General features: G+C 69.0%; 14 protein-coding genes. 11 read left to right on the top strand and 3 right to left on the bottom strand.

Annotated elements, in window-relative coordinates; genetic code table 11:
* The first annotated feature begins 98 nt into the window (after positions 1-98).
* The 4 genes from OG819_RS04795 to OG819_RS04780 all read left to right on the top strand — a co-directional run bounded on the left by OG819_RS04795 (position 99) and on the right by OG819_RS04780 (position 6,267).
* Positions 99-1,388 (top strand): ATP-binding protein, encoded by a 1,290-nt coding sequence (locus OG819_RS04795; RefSeq protein WP_266648171.1) that lies wholly within the window; start codon positions 99-101, stop codon positions 1,386-1,388.
* Positions 1,385-2,221: an RloB family protein gene (locus tag OG819_RS04790; protein WP_266648169.1), complete on the top strand. Its 837-nt coding sequence runs from the start codon at positions 1,385-1,387 to the stop codon at positions 2,219-2,221. The genes OG819_RS04795 and OG819_RS04790 overlap by 4 nt, the downstream gene beginning before the upstream one ends.
* Before the next feature lie 151 nt (positions 2,222-2,372).
* Positions 2,373-5,048 carry a class I SAM-dependent DNA methyltransferase gene (locus OG819_RS04785; protein ID WP_266648167.1) on the top strand — a complete coding sequence of 892 codons (2,676 nt, stop codon included), beginning with the start codon at positions 2,373-2,375 and terminating at the stop codon, positions 5,046-5,048.
* Positions 5,049-5,223: 175 nt separating this feature from the next.
* Positions 5,224-6,267, top strand: coding sequence for a hypothetical protein (locus OG819_RS04780; protein WP_266648165.1), 1,044 nt, complete (start codon positions 5,224-5,226; stop codon positions 6,265-6,267).
* A gap of 38 nt (positions 6,268-6,305) precedes the next feature.
* On the opposite strand, the gene OG819_RS04775 is transcribed toward OG819_RS04780, so the two are convergent.
* Positions 6,306-6,488, bottom strand: coding sequence for a DUF397 domain-containing protein (locus tag OG819_RS04775; RefSeq protein ID WP_266648163.1), 183 nt, complete (start codon positions 6,486-6,488; stop codon positions 6,306-6,308).
* A gap of 13 nt (positions 6,489-6,501) precedes the next feature.
* Positions 6,502-7,356, bottom strand: coding sequence for a Scr1 family TA system antitoxin-like transcriptional regulator (locus OG819_RS04770; protein ID WP_266648161.1), 855 nt, complete (start codon positions 7,354-7,356; stop codon positions 6,502-6,504).
* Positions 7,357-7,477: 121 nt separating this feature from the next.
* Between OG819_RS04770 and OG819_RS58530 the strand changes: the two genes are divergently transcribed.
* The 4 genes from OG819_RS58530 (at position 7,478) to OG819_RS04750 (ending at position 13,696) form a co-directional block, all read left to right on the top strand.
* A complete protein-coding gene (locus OG819_RS58530; protein WP_323139323.1) occupies positions 7,478-8,260 on the top strand; it encodes an ATP-binding protein in 783 nt (260 codons plus the stop codon).
* A gap of 331 nt (positions 8,261-8,591) precedes the next feature.
* Positions 8,592-9,188 carry a Uma2 family endonuclease gene (locus OG819_RS04760; RefSeq protein WP_266648158.1) on the top strand — a complete coding sequence of 199 codons (597 nt, stop codon included), beginning with the start codon at positions 8,592-8,594 and terminating at the stop codon, positions 9,186-9,188.
* Between the two features lie 127 nt (positions 9,189-9,315).
* Positions 9,316-12,918, top strand: coding sequence for a type I restriction endonuclease (locus OG819_RS04755; protein ID WP_266648156.1), 3,603 nt, complete (start codon positions 9,316-9,318; stop codon positions 12,916-12,918).
* A gap of 46 nt (positions 12,919-12,964) precedes the next feature.
* Entirely contained in the window at positions 12,965-13,696 is a 732-nt protein-coding gene (locus OG819_RS04750) for a SprT family zinc-dependent metalloprotease (protein ID WP_266648151.1), read from the top strand.
* 133 nt (positions 13,697-13,829) lie between these two features.
* On the opposite strand, the gene OG819_RS04745 is transcribed toward OG819_RS04750, so the two are convergent.
* The gene (locus tag OG819_RS04745; protein WP_266648149.1) at positions 13,830-14,153 is read right to left on the bottom strand and encodes a DUF427 domain-containing protein; all 324 of its coding nucleotides are present in this window, start codon (positions 14,151-14,153) and stop codon (positions 13,830-13,832) included.
* A gap of 50 nt (positions 14,154-14,203) precedes the next feature.
* On the opposite strand from OG819_RS04745, the gene OG819_RS04740 reads away from it, so the two are divergent.
* The 3 genes from OG819_RS04740 to OG819_RS04730 are packed head-to-tail and all read left to right on the top strand — an operon-like array spanning position 14,204 to position 16,465.
* Positions 14,204-14,767 carry a TIGR00730 family Rossman fold protein gene (locus OG819_RS04740; protein ID WP_266628888.1) on the top strand — a complete coding sequence of 188 codons (564 nt, stop codon included), beginning with the start codon at positions 14,204-14,206 and terminating at the stop codon, positions 14,765-14,767.
* 7 nt (positions 14,768-14,774) lie between these two features.
* Complete coding sequence (locus tag OG819_RS04735) at positions 14,775-15,473, top strand: SDR family oxidoreductase (RefSeq protein ID WP_266628890.1); 699 nt, start codon at positions 14,775-14,777, stop codon at positions 15,471-15,473.
* The gene (locus OG819_RS04730) at positions 15,470-16,465 is read left to right on the top strand and encodes a methionine synthase (RefSeq protein WP_266628892.1); all 996 of its coding nucleotides are present in this window, start codon (positions 15,470-15,472) and stop codon (positions 16,463-16,465) included. Before OG819_RS04735 ends, OG819_RS04730 begins: the two co-directional genes overlap by 4 nt.
* The last annotated feature ends 12 nt before the right edge of the window (positions 16,466-16,477 follow it).

Below are 16,477 nucleotides of genomic sequence, written 5' to 3'. Positions count from 1 at the left end.
GCTGGCACCGGCCATCGGTGCGCCATAGGGTGCACCTGCGGAGGGTCCGCACCAGTACGTTCGAGGCGGGGCCTCCCCGTCCCGTCAGGAGGTCGAAGGTGCTCCTGCGCTTTCGAGTGGCCAATCACCGCTCGTTCCGCGACGAGTGCGCGCTGTCACTGATCGGGACGGCCGACGACGATCAAGGCGCGGCTCGCGATACCGGCCTGCGCTACAAGGACCGCACCGTGACGGCCCTGCCCGTGGTGGGCGTATTCGGGGCCAATGCCTCCGGCAAGACAAATCTGCTGCGCGCCCTGCGCGACATGCGCTCGGCCGTCCGTACCTCCTTCGCCGACTGGACCAAGTCGCCCGGCGTGCCTCGTGAGCCCTTCAAGCTCGATCCGTCCTGTGCTGAGGAGACCAGCCTCTTCGAGGTCGACCTGCTGATGGGCGGGGCACGCGGCAGAGCGCCGGTCCGGTTCACCTACGGTTACGAACTCTCCGACGAACGCGTAGAAGCCGAATGGCTGCACGCCTACCCGGGTGGCGAACGCGACGTCTGGTTCGACCGGGAGGCGGAGCGGCCTGACAGCGAGGGGGGCGAGTTCGTCTTCTCCCGGAGCGGCGGCTTCACCGGGAAACGTGACGTCCTCGTCGAGCTGACCCGCCCGGACGCGCTCTTCCTCTCCACCGCCGCCACCCTGAACGACCCCCAACTGTCGGCCGTGCACCGCTGGTTCCTCGACAACCTGTGGCTGGTGACTCCCGGCGCCGACATCGCGGCACGTACGGACTGGACGCATCGTCTGATCACCGAAGGCCGCCGTAGCAAGGAGTACCGCGAGCGGCTGCTGAGGCTGCTGGAGGCGGCCGATCTGGGTGTGGCCGGCCTGGACCTCAATCCGCAGACGCGCGAGGTCCGGCTCCGTCACCGCACGGCGGACGGCACGGACATCCCCCTGGACTTCCTCACCGAGGAGTCCTTCGGCACCCACGCCTGGTTCGCCTTCCTCGGCCCGATGCTCAGCGTGCTGGACAGTGGTTCGGCTCTGCTCGTGGACGAGCTGGACTCCAGCCTGCACCCGACGCTTGCCGCCGAGGTCGTACGGCTCTTCCAGGACCCGCACTCCAATCCGAACGGAGCGCAGCTGATCTTCACCACGCACGACGCCACCCTCTTGGGCAGTGCGGTCCTGGACCGGCCCCTCGGCCGCGATCAGGTGTGGATCACCACGAAGAGCAAGTCCGGCACGACAGAGCTGTACCCGCTGACCGCCGCGCACCCGGCCGAGGGCGAAGACCTGGAGCGGGGCTATCTGCGTGGCAAGTACGGAGGAGTGCCGCGCGTCACGACCGGTGAGATCGCACGAGAACTGTCCTGGCAGGAGGCGAAGGCGACAGCGTGAGCGAGTGGGGCGGACAGCAGCACCAGGGGAGCAGGAAGCGCAAGCGCAGGAGCAACAAGGACGAGGAGCAGCCGCTGGAGCCGCCACGGCTGCCGGAGCCCTCCGAATCGAAGGCACAACGGGTGCTGTATGTCGCCTGCGAGGGCGAGTCCACGGAGCCCGACTACCTGAACTATCTCAACAAGCGCTTCGGGGACGGAAGTTATGGCGTACCGCAGCGCTTCATGATCCACCCCGTGAAGAAGGGCAACGGGTACACCCCGTCGCGAGCTGTCGCGGCGGTGCGGGACAAGGCGGTGGAAGGGTGTGAGACCTGGGCCCTCTTCGACCGGGACGACCACCACGACATCCCGCAGGCGCTGAAAGAAGCCGCGGAGGACAGTACCGAGGTCTGCTACTCCCATCCGTCCTTCGATCTGTGGCTGCTGCTGCACTTCCAGCAGCTCAGCGGACGGCAAGGCAAGAGCAGCGACAACGTTCACGAGAAGCTGCGCAAGGCCCACCCGGCCTTCAGGCGGTTCGACAAGCCGGGCGGAGGCAAGGGCCTCGACGAGTCCCGCCGGAGGGCGCTGGAAGGCAAGGTTGGGGCTGCCATCGGACATGCCAAGGGTCTGGTGACACAGTGCGAACACGGTTCGTGCAAGGCCAACCAGCGCGTGACAAAGCCGGTGGATCGGGATGACCCAGGCAACCCGGACTATCTGCCCCAGTCCACCCGCAAGTGGGCGGCCCGCTCCGGCCACGCACTGGACTGCGAGGTGCTGAAGCGCGACCCGTCCACTGACGTGTGGCGCCTGCTGGAGAGCCTCGGCATCACAGCCGACGCCGACTGACGCCGCGCACCCGGCATTGGAGCTCCGTCTCCCACCAGCCCCGCGCGCCGACTGCGAGACCCCGTCCCCGGCGGTTACCGCCAGGGACGGTCGGGCGTCTAGGCTGCCTTGGCACCTTCCACCCATTCCGTCACGACAGAGGACTGCCGCGTTGGCCAGACTCACCTTGCCCCAACTGGAGCGGCATCTGTTCGCCGCCGCCGACATCCTGCGCGGCCGGATGGACGCCTCCGAGTACCGGGACTTCATCTTCGGGATGCTGTTCCTGAAGCGGGCCTCGGACGAGTTCCAGCCGGAGTGGGAGCGGGTCTACAACGCGGCGCTGGACCGCACGAAGGACGAGGGCAAGGCGCTGCAGAGGGCCAATGACCCCGAGACGTACACCTCTGTCTTCTACGTGCCGCCGCGAGCCCGCTGGTGGAAGGGCCCGCACCACGACCCGGAGACCCCCGAGGATCCAGCGCCCGGGATCGCGTACCTCACCGGAGTCCGCGTGGGCGAGCGTCTCGACCAGGCACTGGCCGCCCTCCAGCAGGGCAACGACCGCTTGGCGGGCGTCACCTCGCACATCGAGTTCAGCGAGGTCGTCGGGACCAAGCCGCGCTTCTCGCCCGCCGAACTGCAGACCCTCATCCGCCACTTCAGCCTCTACCGGCTGCGCAACGAGGACTTCGAGTTCCCCGACATGCTGGGGGCGGCGTACGAGTACCTCCTCGGCAGGTTCGCGGACTCGGCCGGGCAGAAGGGCGGCGAGTTCTACACCCCGCGCTCGGTGGTGCGGATGATGGTGCGGCTCGTCGACCCGAAGCCGATGGAGACCGTCTACGACCCGTGCGCCGGCTCCGGCGGCATGCTGATCGCCGCCCGCGAATACGTCGAGGAGCACGGCGGCAACCCGGACGAGCTCTCCCTCGCAGGCCAGGACAAGAACGGCCCGTCCTGGTCCATGGCCAGCATGAACATGGTGCTGCACGGCATCCGTCTCTTCGAGCTGGAGCACGGCGACACCCTCGCCGAGCCGCTGCACTTCGACCCGGGCACCAAGCGCCTGCGCACCTTCTCCAAGGTTCTGTCCAACCCGCCCTTCTCGCTCAACTACGACGCGGACCTCGTCGCCAAGGCCGACGCCACCCACGGCGAACGAATGTCCTGGGGCTGGGCACCGGAGAGCGGCAAGAAGGCCGACCTGATGTTCGTCCAGCACATGATCTCGGTGCTGGAACCGCACGGTGTGGCGGCGACCGTCATGCCGCACGGCGTTCTGTTCCGGGGCGGCAAGGAGCGGGAGATCCGCGAGGCGCTGCTCCGCGACGACTGTATCGAGGCGGTCATCGGCCTCGGCCCGAACCTGTTCTACGGGACGGGCATCCCGGCCTGCGTACTGGTGCTGCGGCGCCCCCAGCAGAAGCGCCAGGGCCGCGAGAAGTCGGTCTTGTTCATCAACGCCGACCGTGAGTACACGGCGGGCCGCAACCAGAACGAACTCCGCCCCGAACACGTCGAGAAGATCGTCGGCGTCTTCAAGGAGTGGCGCGAGATCCCCGGCTACTCCCGGGCGGTGAAGGTCGAGGACCTGCTGGCCGCCGACGCCAATCTCAACATCCGCCGCTGGGTGGACAATTCACCGGCGGCCGAGCCGCAGGACGTACGGGCGCACCTGTACGGCGGGGTGCCGAAGTCCGAGGTCGCGGGGAAGGCCGGACTCTTCGACGCATACGGGGTCGAGGCGCCGGCGCTGTTCGCCGAGCGGGCCGGGAACCCTGACTACCAGGACCTTCTGACCGGAGACCCGAACCGCTACGACTTCTTGGCCGGTGACCCTGGCTACTACGACTTCCTGCCCGAAGGCCCGGAGGCGACGGCGGCCCGTATCCCCGCACTTGCGGCGGCGAAGGAGCGGCAGCTGCGGACGGTGTACGAGAAGTGGTGGGCCGGGCACTCCCCGCTCTTCGCCGAGCTGGCGACCGACCAGCGGCTCATGAAGCTGCGCAGCGGACTGCTCGACGGCTTCACCGAGGCAATCGGCGCGGTGGGAGTCCTGGACGAGTTCACGACGTCGGGCATCGTCGCCGACTGGTGGAACGAGTCCCGCTACGACCTCAAGGCCCTTGCCGCGGGCGGCTTCGAGCGCGTCCTGGAAGGCTGGGTCGACTCGGTCGAGGCGATCGTCGATCCTGTGGTCCCTGAATCGCCGGGCGGCGACGGGGACGAGGACAAGCCATCGCGCAAGGGGACCTCCTCGACGGCGGACCGCCGCCGCGCCATGGACCACCCGGTGGTACGGGCGCTGATCCCCGAGTTCCTCGACGCGGTGGCCGACGCGGATAAGGCGGTCTCCGCTGCGGACGTGGCGCACCGGGCGGCGGTGGACGCGGTCGCGGAGGCGAAGGGCGCCGGAGGCGCTGACGGGGACGAGGAGGAGGACGCGTCCTCGGACGTGGACATCGAGTCGGAGGAGGCGGCACCCGTCACCCCTGAGGAGCTGGCCCGCCTGGAGAATGCGGTAACCACCCGCAAGAAGGAACTGGCCGCGGCCCGAAAGAAACGCAAGGCTCTGGACGACCGTTTCCTGCCCGACCTGCGTGCGGCGGCCGCCGTGGCTGTGACGGCGGACGGTGGCGCGGAGGACGTGGTGCTGCGGGTTCTGAACGGTGACCTGTCGGCTCGGCTTGACGCGGCGGTGGCTGCGGGGCGCCGGGAGATCGTGGCGGCGTTCCGGCGGTGGGTGGACAAGTATGCGGTGTCGTTGACCGACCTGGAAAGCGAGAGCACGGGGGCGGAGCGGGAGCTGGGGGAGTGGCTTAGGGGGCTGGGTTATGCGCGGTGAGGTTCGGCTGGGCACGCTCCTGGCAGGAATCGAAGTTGGTATTGCTGGTGGCACCCAGGCCGTGGCCCCGGCGGACGGCGAGTGGGGCGTACTCAGGCTCAGTGCGATGTCCTCAGGGCGCTTCACGACCGAGCAGGCGAAGAGGATGGCTTCGCAGACTGCTCCGCCTGCGCGCTTGGAGGTGAACGACGGTGACGTGCTTGCGGTGCGGGTCAATGGCGCACAGCATCTCGTCGGGGCTGCACTGGTAGTGCGCGGAGCCGCATCCCAACTACTGCTCTCGGACCTGATGTTCAGACTGGTTCCTGCGGAGGGTCGGGTACTCCCCGGATTCCTCGGGTTGTTGTTGAACTCCATCGATGCCCGGCGTCAGATCCGGATGTCGATGCGCGGTTCGAGCGGGCAGTTCCAGCTCCCGCAGTCGGCTGTGAAGGCACTCAGGGTCCCCGACGTGCCGTTGGAAGAGCAGCGCCAGGTCGTCGCCGCCCATGCCGCCTTCGAACGGCGGATCACCGCGCTGGAGCGAGTACTGAGCAAGCTGGCGGTGGCCGAGCAAGCCATCGTTGCCGGGGCAATGGCGGCTGCCCCCAGCACGGTCCCGCTCGGTTCCTGGCTCGAACGAATCGAGGCGGGCAAGAGCCCGTTGGCGGAGGACACCCCGGCAGGGGACGCGGAGTGGGGTGTCCTTAAAGTGAGTGCGGTACAGGCCGGTTGGTTCAAAGCGGCGGAGAACAAAGTCATCCGGGACTCCGGCCTCATCAATCCGCAGTACGAGGTCCGGAGCGGCGACCTCCTCATGACGCGGGCCAACACTGAAGCCCTCGTGGGTTTGGCTTGTATCGCACACACGCCACCGCCGCGGCTCATGCTCAGTGACAAGACGCTGAGGCTCGTTCCCAACGAAGAAGTCGCGGATCCCGGATTCATCGAGTTGGCACTGCTGAGCCCTCGTGTCCGCAGCCAGGTGAAGGCGCGGGCCACGGGCACGAGTGCCAGCATGAAGAACATCAGCCAGGCGGCCGTCCATCAGTTGCTGGTGCCGAATGTTCCCACTGAGCAGCAGCGCGACGTCGTCGAGGCGGTACGGGTGAGCCGGAAGCGTGCCGAGGCCACGCGGCGGCAGATCGCTAAGTTGCGTTCTGTTCAGCAGGGAGTGGTCGAGGACCTCCTCGCTGGGCGCGTGCGTGTACCTGAGGTGGCTTCGGCAGAGGCGGCGTAGTCGAGGCGCGTTCCCTGGTGCTCAGGCTTGGGGCGGTGTCAACTACCCTGCGCGCGCAGCTCACATATGAGCGCTCGCAGGGCGCCCTGGTCGGTGGCGATGACCTCCGCGGGGGAGTCGCTCTCGCGGAGTGCGATTCCGTGGGCGGTGGCGGCGACCTCGACGCAGTTGTTGCCGCCGTCCGGGGAGAACGACGAACGTTGCCACTTGCCCTCGGTCACGTGCCCAGTCCTCTCACAGTTCGCGTGCTATGGACCGGATGAACTTCTGCGACTCGTCAGGGGACAGTGCCGACTGCTCCATCAGGTCCAGCAGGGAACGATAGTTCGCCAACGGAGTCGGGGCATCCACAAAGTCCGCTCCCAGTGGGGCATCGAGCTGAACTGTGTCCAACTGCGGAACTTCCCCCTCCGCGTAGAGGATTGACTGCCCTGCCCCGTAGAAGGCTCCAACGCTGAACGGAAGCACGAGCAGTGTCACGTTGTCACGATCGGCGGCGTCCGCGAGGTGCTCCAGTTGGGCGCGTGCGACGTCCCGGCCGCCGTACTCAAGGCGTAGGGCGGCCTCGTGAATGATTCCCAAGTAGGGCGTCGGGCTGTTCCCGTCGAGGATGGCCTGTCGTCTGAGCCGGTGCTCGACTCGTAGCTCGACCTCCAGTCGCCGCAACTTCGGCACAGCGAACTCGAAGATCGCCCGCGCATGGTCCTCGGTCTGGAACAGGCCAGGCAGGTGGACGGTCTGTGCGGTGCGAATACGGGTGGCGTAGTGCTCAACTTCCGAGACTTCGAGGTGTCCTTCAGGGAGCTTGCCTCGGTACTCGTCCCACCAGTGACGGGCTCGCCGCGGCCCTGTCAGCGCTGCGAGTGCTTCTACCAGCGCTGGATCGGGGCACTTGTAGTGGCTGGCCAGTTGCCGCACGCGCTCGTCGCTGAGGCCCGTGCGGCCCGCCTCGATGTTGGAGACCATTGTGCGATCTGAGCCGAGCAACGCGGCAGCTTCCTGAATGGAGATGCCGGCCTGCTCGCGCATCCGGCGCATCTCCATGGCCAGACGTCGGTGGCGGCCTGTGGGGGCGTTTCGTTGAGCCATGGGTCCTCTCTCGTGCGCGCGAACAGTCTGGCAATGGCACCAACAAGCGTCCAGTGAGCCTGTGATTTTTTCACTCGTTAGAGATTTATGACTCATCTGTGAGTCCGCATTCCTCTACGGTGTGACTCGCACCACTCGTTCCGCCTCCCCGGCCGGAAGCGCACCGCATCCCCTGCCACCCAGGAGGCAGGGCCCCGGCAATGCCACCGGACCGGGCGCGAACGCTCGTGGCCAACCACCGCAACACCCAACGACCACACACCACTCCACGACACACGCACCCCAGGAGGTGCCCGTGAGTCCGACCCCGAACCACACCCCGAACCACCCCTCAAGCCACCCCCCGAAACACGCCCCAGACAGGCCCCCCACCCCGCCCGCACCCCCAACCACGTACAACACCCATAAACCACCCCCACCGTCACTTCACCTCCCCGACCACCCCGCCCCCCTCCCCTTCACCACCCCCTGGCAGTACGAACTCCGCTTCCCCCGTGACCCGCGCAGCCCCCGTATCGTCCGGATTACCCTCCGGGCCGTGCTGACAGCCCACGGTCTCGACGAACTCACCGACCGTGCCGAGCTGTTGGCCAGTGAACTGGCGACGAACTCCGTGCGGCACACCAAAAGCCCAGCCGCCGTGCAGCTGCAATGGCGGTATCCGGTATTACGCGTGATCGTCCACGACATGAGCCCCGACCTCCCGGAACCCGGACCGGTGCCGTCCGACGGCGCGGACGGCGGACGTGGGCTGCTGATCCTGGACGCGGTCGCCGACCGCTGGGGCGGATGCTCGGTGACCGCGAGCCCGTACGAGCGGCTGGGCCTCGGCAAGACGATCTGGTTCGAACTCTCGCTGGACCGGGGAGACGGCCCGCCGCCGCCCGCCCTCGCGGCGGCGTGACGGCGACCCGGGTCTTCGAAGCTGAGCTGCGCGCCCCAGCGACAGGGCGGTTGTGGCTGTCGTCCAGGACGATGATTGGCAGATTTGGGCCAGTTCTCGCAGCCCGTGACCAGGCCTCGTCGAGGTCATACGTGGCCCAGATCTGCCAATCCCGCGACGATCCACCGTTTGATTTCGGAGACCCGCGAACCACGGCACCGGGCGGGCTGAGCGCCGCGAGTCGTGGCACCCTCCCGGCCGTGTCCCGTGCCGCCGTTCCGGTCGTGAGTACAGTGAAGGCGGAGGCACTGGCGCACCGCAGAGCTGACGCACCGCAGACCAAGGAGGACCGATGTCGGGAGGTCTGGCCCGCCACCCCATCCCCGTCCGCCGCGGGCATCTGCGCGAGGCGGCCGAGCAGCTCGAACAGATCACGGGCGCGCGCGTCGAGATCATCGGGGGAGCTCTCGTGATGTCTCCGAGCCCGAGCGGCAAGCACGCCGGGATCATCATCGACCTGCGCGACGCGATCCGTCCGGGGCTCGCAGCCGCACACGAGGCCTTCGAGAACGTGTCCGTCCCGATGCCCGGCGACCCGGACGACTACTCGACCCCGGACCTCACCATCGGCCCACGCGCGTTCAAGGACGAGGACGGCTGGCTGCTGGACGGGGACGCGGTGGAGCTGGCCGTAGAGGTCATCTCACCGAACGAGCGGCTGAAAGGCATCAACGAGAAGACCGCCTGGTACGCCGACGCGGGTGTCTCCCGCCTTCTGCAGATCGATCCCCGTACGGGTACTTGGTCGCTGTTCACCCGGCCTGGGGACGGAGAGTACAAGGGCGTCGTACACGGCAAGTACGGGGAGTCCGTCCCGCTGCCCCCGGAGCTGGGAGGGGAACTGACCACGGCCGCTCTCCCCGTCTACGGCACTCCGGTGCACGACTGACGAAGGAGGTCCTGCACCCGGTGGCGCCCGCCCACCTCGTCCGTCCCGCCCGCACCGGTAGAGTTCCGGTTACCTCTTTCGGGGGTGCGCGGGACAGACGGTGACGGGCGGGGCGGGGAGGCCGGCGTTGAGTCAGCCGGAGTACGACAAGAGCGAGAAGCCGCTGATCGACCAGTTGGTGGCGATGGGGTGGAAGCACCTGCGGGGTGCACCGCCGGGGAGTAGTACGGCGACCGATGTGCGGGCCTCCGAGCGCGCCGCGTTCACCGACGTTGTATACCCGGACCGGTTTCGTGATGCCGTAGCCCGGATCAACCCACGCCCCGGTGGCGGGACTTGGCTGTCGGACGCCCAGCTCGACCACCTCGCCGCCCGCGTCCTCGGTACCGGCCGCGGACAGGGTCGTACCGGACGGGGTGTCGCCGGGAACCTCGACGTGACGCGGATGCTCCGGGACGGAATCCCCGCGCGCACCGTCCCCGGCTGGCGCAAGGGGGATCCCGAACACATCCGACTCGTCGACTGGGACGGCGAGTTCAAGCGCGGGAACGACCTGCTGGCGGTCTCCCAGTTCCGGGTCGAGCGGAAGAACGCGGGGCCCGTCACACCCGACATCGTCCTGTTCGTGAACGGCCTGCCCTGGGTGGTCGTGGAGTGCAAGGCGCCGCTCACGCCCCGAGCGGGGGAGGAGGCGGGCCCGGACAGCCGGGCCGCCCTGGACCAGGCGGTCGAGCAGCTCATCGGATACGCGGGTGTCGACGCCCCGGCGCCCGTATCGGAGTTCGTACGCTTTGCCCAGGTGCTGGTCGCCACCGACCGCGACCACGCCGAGATCGGCACCGTGACAGCCGAGCCGGCGAACTTCGCGCCCTGGCGATCCGTGTATCCCGCGTCCGAGGAACTGGTGCGGAAGGAGACCGGGAAGCGGGCGGCGGCTCCGCTCAGCGACCAGGACGTCCTTGTCGCCGGCGCGCTGCGGCCCGCCCATCTCCTCACCCTCGTACGGGACTTCACGACCCAGGCGGGCAAAGGGCCTCGTACGGTCAAGGTGATCGGCCGCTACCAGCAGTTCCGCGCCGTGCAGAAGCTCGCACAGCGACTGCGGGACCGGCAGGTTGCGACCGCGGCCGGGGAGGTACCGGCCCAGCGCGGTGGCGTCGTCTGGCACACCCAGGGCTCCGGCAAGAGCCTCACTATGGCGTTCCTGGTCCGGCACCTGCGCAGCACCCCGGACCTCGCCGGGCACAAGGTGGTGGTGGTCACCGACCGGCTCGACCTGGAGAAACAGATCCGCGAGAGCCTCGGGGCGGCGGAGGAGAAGATCCACCGGGCGGGCAGCGTCAAGCGGGCCCGTACGTACCTTGAGGTCGACGTACCGGACGTGGTCCTGGTGATGATCCAGAAGGCACGCAAGGACGACACCGTCGACGATGGCACACAGGAGTCGCTCGGCGAGGAGACCGACTCCGAACAACGGCTGCACAACCGCATCGCCAACCCGAGCGCGGACATTGTCGTCCTGGTCGACGAGGCCCACCGGGGGCACGCCACCTGGCAGCACGCCCGGCTGCGCGCGATGCTCCCGAACGCCGCTGTGGTCGGCTTCACCGGCACACCGATCATCAGCAAGAACCGGAAGACGACCGAGGAGATCTTCGGCAGCTACGCCGACATCTACACCCTGCGCGACGCCGAACGGGACGGGTCCGTGGTCCCGGTGCGGTACGAGGCGTACAGCGTGCCGCTGGAAGTGGTCGAGCAGGCCGCGCTGGACCTCCGCTTCGACGAAGAGGTGCCGGACGACCCGGAGCAGCGGGAACGGGTGCTGAAGAAGTTCGCCCGCCGCAAGGAGGTCCTGGAAGCGCCGTCCGTGATCGCGGACAAGGCGGACCACATGCTGCGGCACTGGGCGAGATTCGCACTGCCCGACCGGTTCGGCGCGCAGATCGTGGGGGTGACGCGAAAGGCGGCCGTGCAGTACCGGGCCGAGTTGCTCAAAGCACGTGATCGGCTGCTGGAACGCCTGGACGCGCTCGATCCGGCGCTGCGTCACGACCCCTTCGCGGCGCAGCACGCCGACGCCGAGGAGCGCGAGCTGCTCGACCTGCAGGACCACCGGGACCTCCTCGCCTCCGTCGACGCGGCCGTGGTGATCTCCGAGGCGCAGAACGGACGGACCGACCCCGACTCCTGGAAGGACTGGACGGCGAAGTCCCAGCAGCGGAAGTACATCGCCCGATTCAAGAAGGGTCTGGGTGATCCGCTTGCCGCGGCCGACGACCCGTCGTGGGACGCCGACACCCACGGGACGGAGAACCCCGGGTGGGGAACGGCCGGGTCGGACGGCGAGTCCTGGCACACGGAGACGGAAGCGCGCCCACCGGCAGACGGCGGCGAACCGGAAGAGGAGCCACTCGCCTTCCTGGTCGTGCAGTCGATGCTGCTCACCGGCTTCGACGCCCCCGTCGAGCAGGTGCTCTACCTCGACTGCGCGCTCTCCGGTGTGAACCTGCTCCAGGCCATCGCCCGCACCAACCGGCCCTACCCGGCGAAGAAGTGGGGTCAGGTCGTCGACTACATCGGCATCGGTCCCGAACTGGCGCGCTCCCTGGGCGAGTACGAACAGGCCCACCTGCGCCAGGTGCTCGGCTACGACCAGGTGTCGGCAGAGCACCTCGCTCGCGAGTACGACCCGTCCAGTGAGGAGGACAGGAAGAAGCAGCCGGACCGCGACCAGCTCCTGGTGCGAACCGACATTGCGGCCGACGCCCTGTTGCGCGACCTGGACAAGAGGATCACCGCGTTCCTCGCGGACCAGGGCATCACCTCGCTCGCCGAGGAGGCGCACCGCGAGGACCTGCTTGCCGCCCTCGCCGACCCGCTGCTGCGCGCCGAGTTCGACGAACTCGTGCGCGACTTCCTCACCGCCCTGAACGCGGTGCTCCCGCGCCCTGCCGCGCTCGCGTACGAGGACCGGGCACGGCTGCTCGGCGAGGTCCAGTACGTGGCGCGGCAGCGCTACCTCGACGGGCGCGACCACTTCAGCCCGCGTCGCTACGGCGCCAAGGTGCGTCAGCTCATCTCCCGCCACCTGAAGGTGTCCCGGATCGAGCAGCGCATCCCGCCCGTGGAACTCTCCGCGCCGGACTTCATGGAACGGGTCGACGCCAACCCGAGTCCACGTGCGAGAACCGCGTACATGAGTAGCAGGGTGAGTCTGCACATCACCGCGAAGATCGGCTCCGACCGGGCCCTCTACACGAAATTCAGCGAGCGCCTCGACACGATCGTCCAGCGCATGGCCCAGGACTTCGAGCAGGCCGCCACCGACCTGGCCCGGCTCGTCTCGGACATCAACGCGGCGGAGAGCGCGGACCAGGACGGGGACGGCTTGGACCCGTGGACCGAAGGGCCGGTGTGCCGGCTGCTGCGGCAGCAGCTCGAAGAGGCGGGGGCGGTGCCCGGACCGCCGGGCGCAGACATCGAACTCGCGGCGCGGGCCCTCACCGCCGAGATCTCGGTCCTCGTGCGGCCTCGGCACTTCGTCACCATGGCCGACGCGCAGAACCAGGTTCGCAGACAGCTGCGCGGCTACCTGGAGGAGCACCTCGACATGGACTGGGACGACACCGGCGTCCTCGCGAATCACCTCGTGGAACTGGCACTGGAGCGGCGGGACGACTTCCTCAGATACGGAGAGCAGCAGGACGGGGACGCGACGAGCGAGTGACCGAGCCGGGCGGTCCGATGTCGGAGCCGGGTGGTAGGAATGCCGGGTGAGTGCTTCGGTCCAGCAGGCGATCGCCTCCCTCCCGGTTCCCGAGGAGTGGGCGTGGGAGGTCGTCGTGCGCCCCCGTCGCCGCACACTCGGCATCGAGGTCACACCCGACGGGGATGTGCTGTTCGCGGTCCCCGCCGACGCCGAGCCCCAGGCGGTGGCCGACGCCGTACGCTCCCGACTGCCGAGGCTGGCCGAGGAGGTACGACGCCGACAGGATCGCGCGGAGGCGCCGGTCAAGCAGCTCGTCGGTGGCACCGGATTCGCGTACCTCGGACGCCGTCACCGGTTGAAGATCGTCGCGGCGGAGAGCGGCCGACGAGTGCGCCTGTACCGGGGATGGCTGGAGCTGCCCCGGCCGGTCACACCGCACGAGGGCGGGCGGCGGATCGCCGAGTGGTACACAGAGCGTGGCCGACGGTGGCTTCCGGCACGTACGACGTCGTTGGCATCGCGGGTCGGTGTCGCCGTACCGCCGGTCACGGTGGGCGACCTGGGGCGGCGCTGGGGCGCGTGCGCGTCCTCGGGCGCGATCTCAGTGCACTGGGCAGTGATGCAGCTGCCCGCGTCCTTGGTGGATCTCGTTCTCGTACACGAACTGTGTCATCTACGGGTACCAGGACACGGGGCGGCGTTCCGGCGGGAGGTGCGGCTCGCACTGCCGGACGCCCTGGCGCTGGAGCGGCGGTTCGACCAGGAAGAGCCGCTGCTGTGGAGAGGCGCAGTCTGAGCAGGCCGATTCCGAATCCCTGGGCGTCAGCGAAGAAGTCGTCCGAGGCGTTAATACGCGAGAGGGTCCCGTCGTGCGACGGTCCTCCTGTCCCTGCCCAGGGAAGACCGCCGCCGCGCACGGGATTCGTCGGTTACGCCACTTCGACTTCGTAGAAGCAGAGATGGTCCTTGATCCGGGCGACCTCCGGCTTGGGGTCGGGGTAGGACCAGACGAGGTCCGGGGCGTCGGGCAGGGACCAGTAGGACGCGTCGCCCTTGAACGGGCAGTGCGTGTGGGTGTCGGAGGTCGTCAGCAGGTCCAGGCGGACGTCCTCGGCCGGAAGGTAATAGCGCACGGGAGAGCCCGTCTCGCGCAGCACCAGGGGCCGGTCGCTCTCCGCCAGGACCTGGTCGCCGTGCACGACGCGTACGCGCTCCGTGCCTTCTTCGATCGTGATCGTGTGTCCATTGGCCATACCCGTACAGCGCGCGCAAGAGCCGGGTTCTTCCCTCGTACCGTAGGCGCATGGATATCTGCGTCTTCCTCTCCGCCGCCGACCTCGACGACCGCTACACCCGTCCCGCCCGCGAGTTCGCCGAACTCCTCGGCAAGGGCGGCCACACGCTGGTGTGGGGCGGCTCCGACGTCGGGCTGATGAAGGTGGTCGCCGACGGGGTGCAGGAGGCGGGCGGACGGCTGCTGGGCGTCTCCGTGGACTTCCTGGCGGCCACGGCGCGGGCGGGAGCCGACGAAATGGTGATCGCCCGGGACCTCGCCGAGCGCAAGGCGCTGCTCCTGGCCAAGGCCGACGCCGTCGTGATCATGGTGGGCGGCGCCGGGACCCTCGACGAGGCGACCGAGATCCTGGAGCTGAAGAAGCACGGGAAGACCGAGAAGCAGGTCGTCCTGCTCAACACGGCGGGCTTCTACGACGGCCTGAAGGCGCAGTTCCGCCGTATGGAGGCCGAGGGGTTCCTGCCCTGCCCACTCACCGACCTGGTGTTCTTCGCCGAGGAGCCGGTGGAGGCGCTGGCCTACCTGGAGGCTGTGACACCAGCGGCTCCCGCCGCGGGCATTGGCACCCAGTGATGCGAGCATGGCGTCCATGGCTACACATGTGATCACCGGGGCAGGATCCGGCATCGGCGCGGCCGTCGCCCGCCGTCTGCACGCGCGCGGGGACGAGCTCGTGCTGCACGCGCGCGACGCGGGCCGCGCGAAGGAGCTGGCGGCCGAGTTCCCCGGGGCCCGGACCCTGGTCGGCGACCTGGCGGACCCGGACAAGCTCTCCTGGGCGTTCTCGCACCAGTCCCTGCCCGACCGTGTCGACTCGCTCCTGCACATCGCGGGCGTGGTCGACCTCGGCCCCGTCGGGGAGCTGACCCCGAAGTCCTGGCGCCACCAGCTCAACGTCAACCTGATCGCCCCCGCCGAGCTGACCCGCCACTTCCTGCCGCAACTCCGTGTCGCCCAGGGCCACGTGGTGTTCGTGAACTCCGGCGCCGGCCTCGCCGCGCACGCCGACTGGTCCGCGTACGCCGCCTCCAAGCACGGCCTGAAGGCCCTCGCGGACTCCCTGCGCCACGAGGAGCACGCCAACGGAGTCCGGGTGACCTCCGTCTACCCCGGCCGGACGGCGAGCCCCATGCAGGCGAAGGTCCACCAGCAGGAGGGCAAGGAGTACGACGCCTCGAAGTGGATCGACCCGGAGTCCGTCGCGACGACGATCCTGCTGGCCGTCGACCTGCCGCGCGACGCGGAGGTCAACGACCTGACCGTGCGGCCGGGACGATGAGCTTCACCTGGGGCCCCGCCACCGGGGTCGGATCCATGCCCGGCGGCGACGCCCGCGAGGCCGCCAAGACCGTGACCGGGTCGTTCGAGGACTTCCCGTTCCTGACCGAACTGCCCGCGCGGGGGCCCGGCGCGGACATGATCGGACGGACCGCCGGGATGTTGGTCGACCTCTACGCGCGCGTGGAGCCCAGCGGCTGGCGGATCGGGGACCGGCCCGGGCGCGACACCAAGCGGGCCAGATCCTGGCTCGGCGAAGACCTCGACGCGCTGGAGGAGTTCACCCAGGGGTACGAGGGGCCGCTCAAGGTGCAGGCCGTCGGCCCCTGGACGCTGGCCGCCGCACTGGAGCTGCGGGGCGGCGAGGCGGCGCTCTCCGATCTCGGCGCCTGCCGGGACCTAGCCGGCTCGCTCGCCGAGGGGCTGCGTACCCACCTGGCGGAGGTACGGCGCCGGGTGCCCGGCGCTCAGATCGTGCTGCAGCTCGACGAGCCCTCGCTCATCGCGGTGCTGCGCGGCCAGGTGAAGTCCGCCAGCGGCTACCGCACCCATCGCGCCGTCGACCGGCAACGGGTGGAGTCGACGCTGCGGGACGTCGTCGGGGTGCACACCGACGGCCCGGTCGTGGTGCACTCGTGCGCGCCCGACGTGCCGTTCGCGCTGCTGCGCAGGGCGGGGGCCGCGGCCATCTCGTTCGACTTCGCACTGCTCACCGAGCGTGACGACGATGTCATCGGCGAGGCGGTGGAAGGCGGTACCCGGCTGTTCGCCGGTGTCGTGCCGGGGACGGACGGTCCATTGTCAGACCCTGCCGGTAGCGTCATGGGTGTCAGGACGTTGTGGCGCAGGCTGGGGCTGCATCCGGGTCTTCTCGCGGAGGCGGTCACGGTCACCCCGTCGTGCGGACTCGCGGGCGCTTCCCCGGAGTACGCACGCCGGGCACTCGCCCACTGCGCCCGAGCGGCGAGATCCCTCGCGGACAACCCAGAGTAACGGGAGGACAAC

This window comes from Streptomyces sp. NBC_01549 (assembly GCF_026339955.1).
GTDB lineage: Bacteria > Actinomycetota > Actinomycetes > Streptomycetales > Streptomycetaceae > Streptomyces.
Note: the sequence above shows the minus strand (reverse complement) of the source record. Positions and strands in the feature narration are given on the sequence as shown.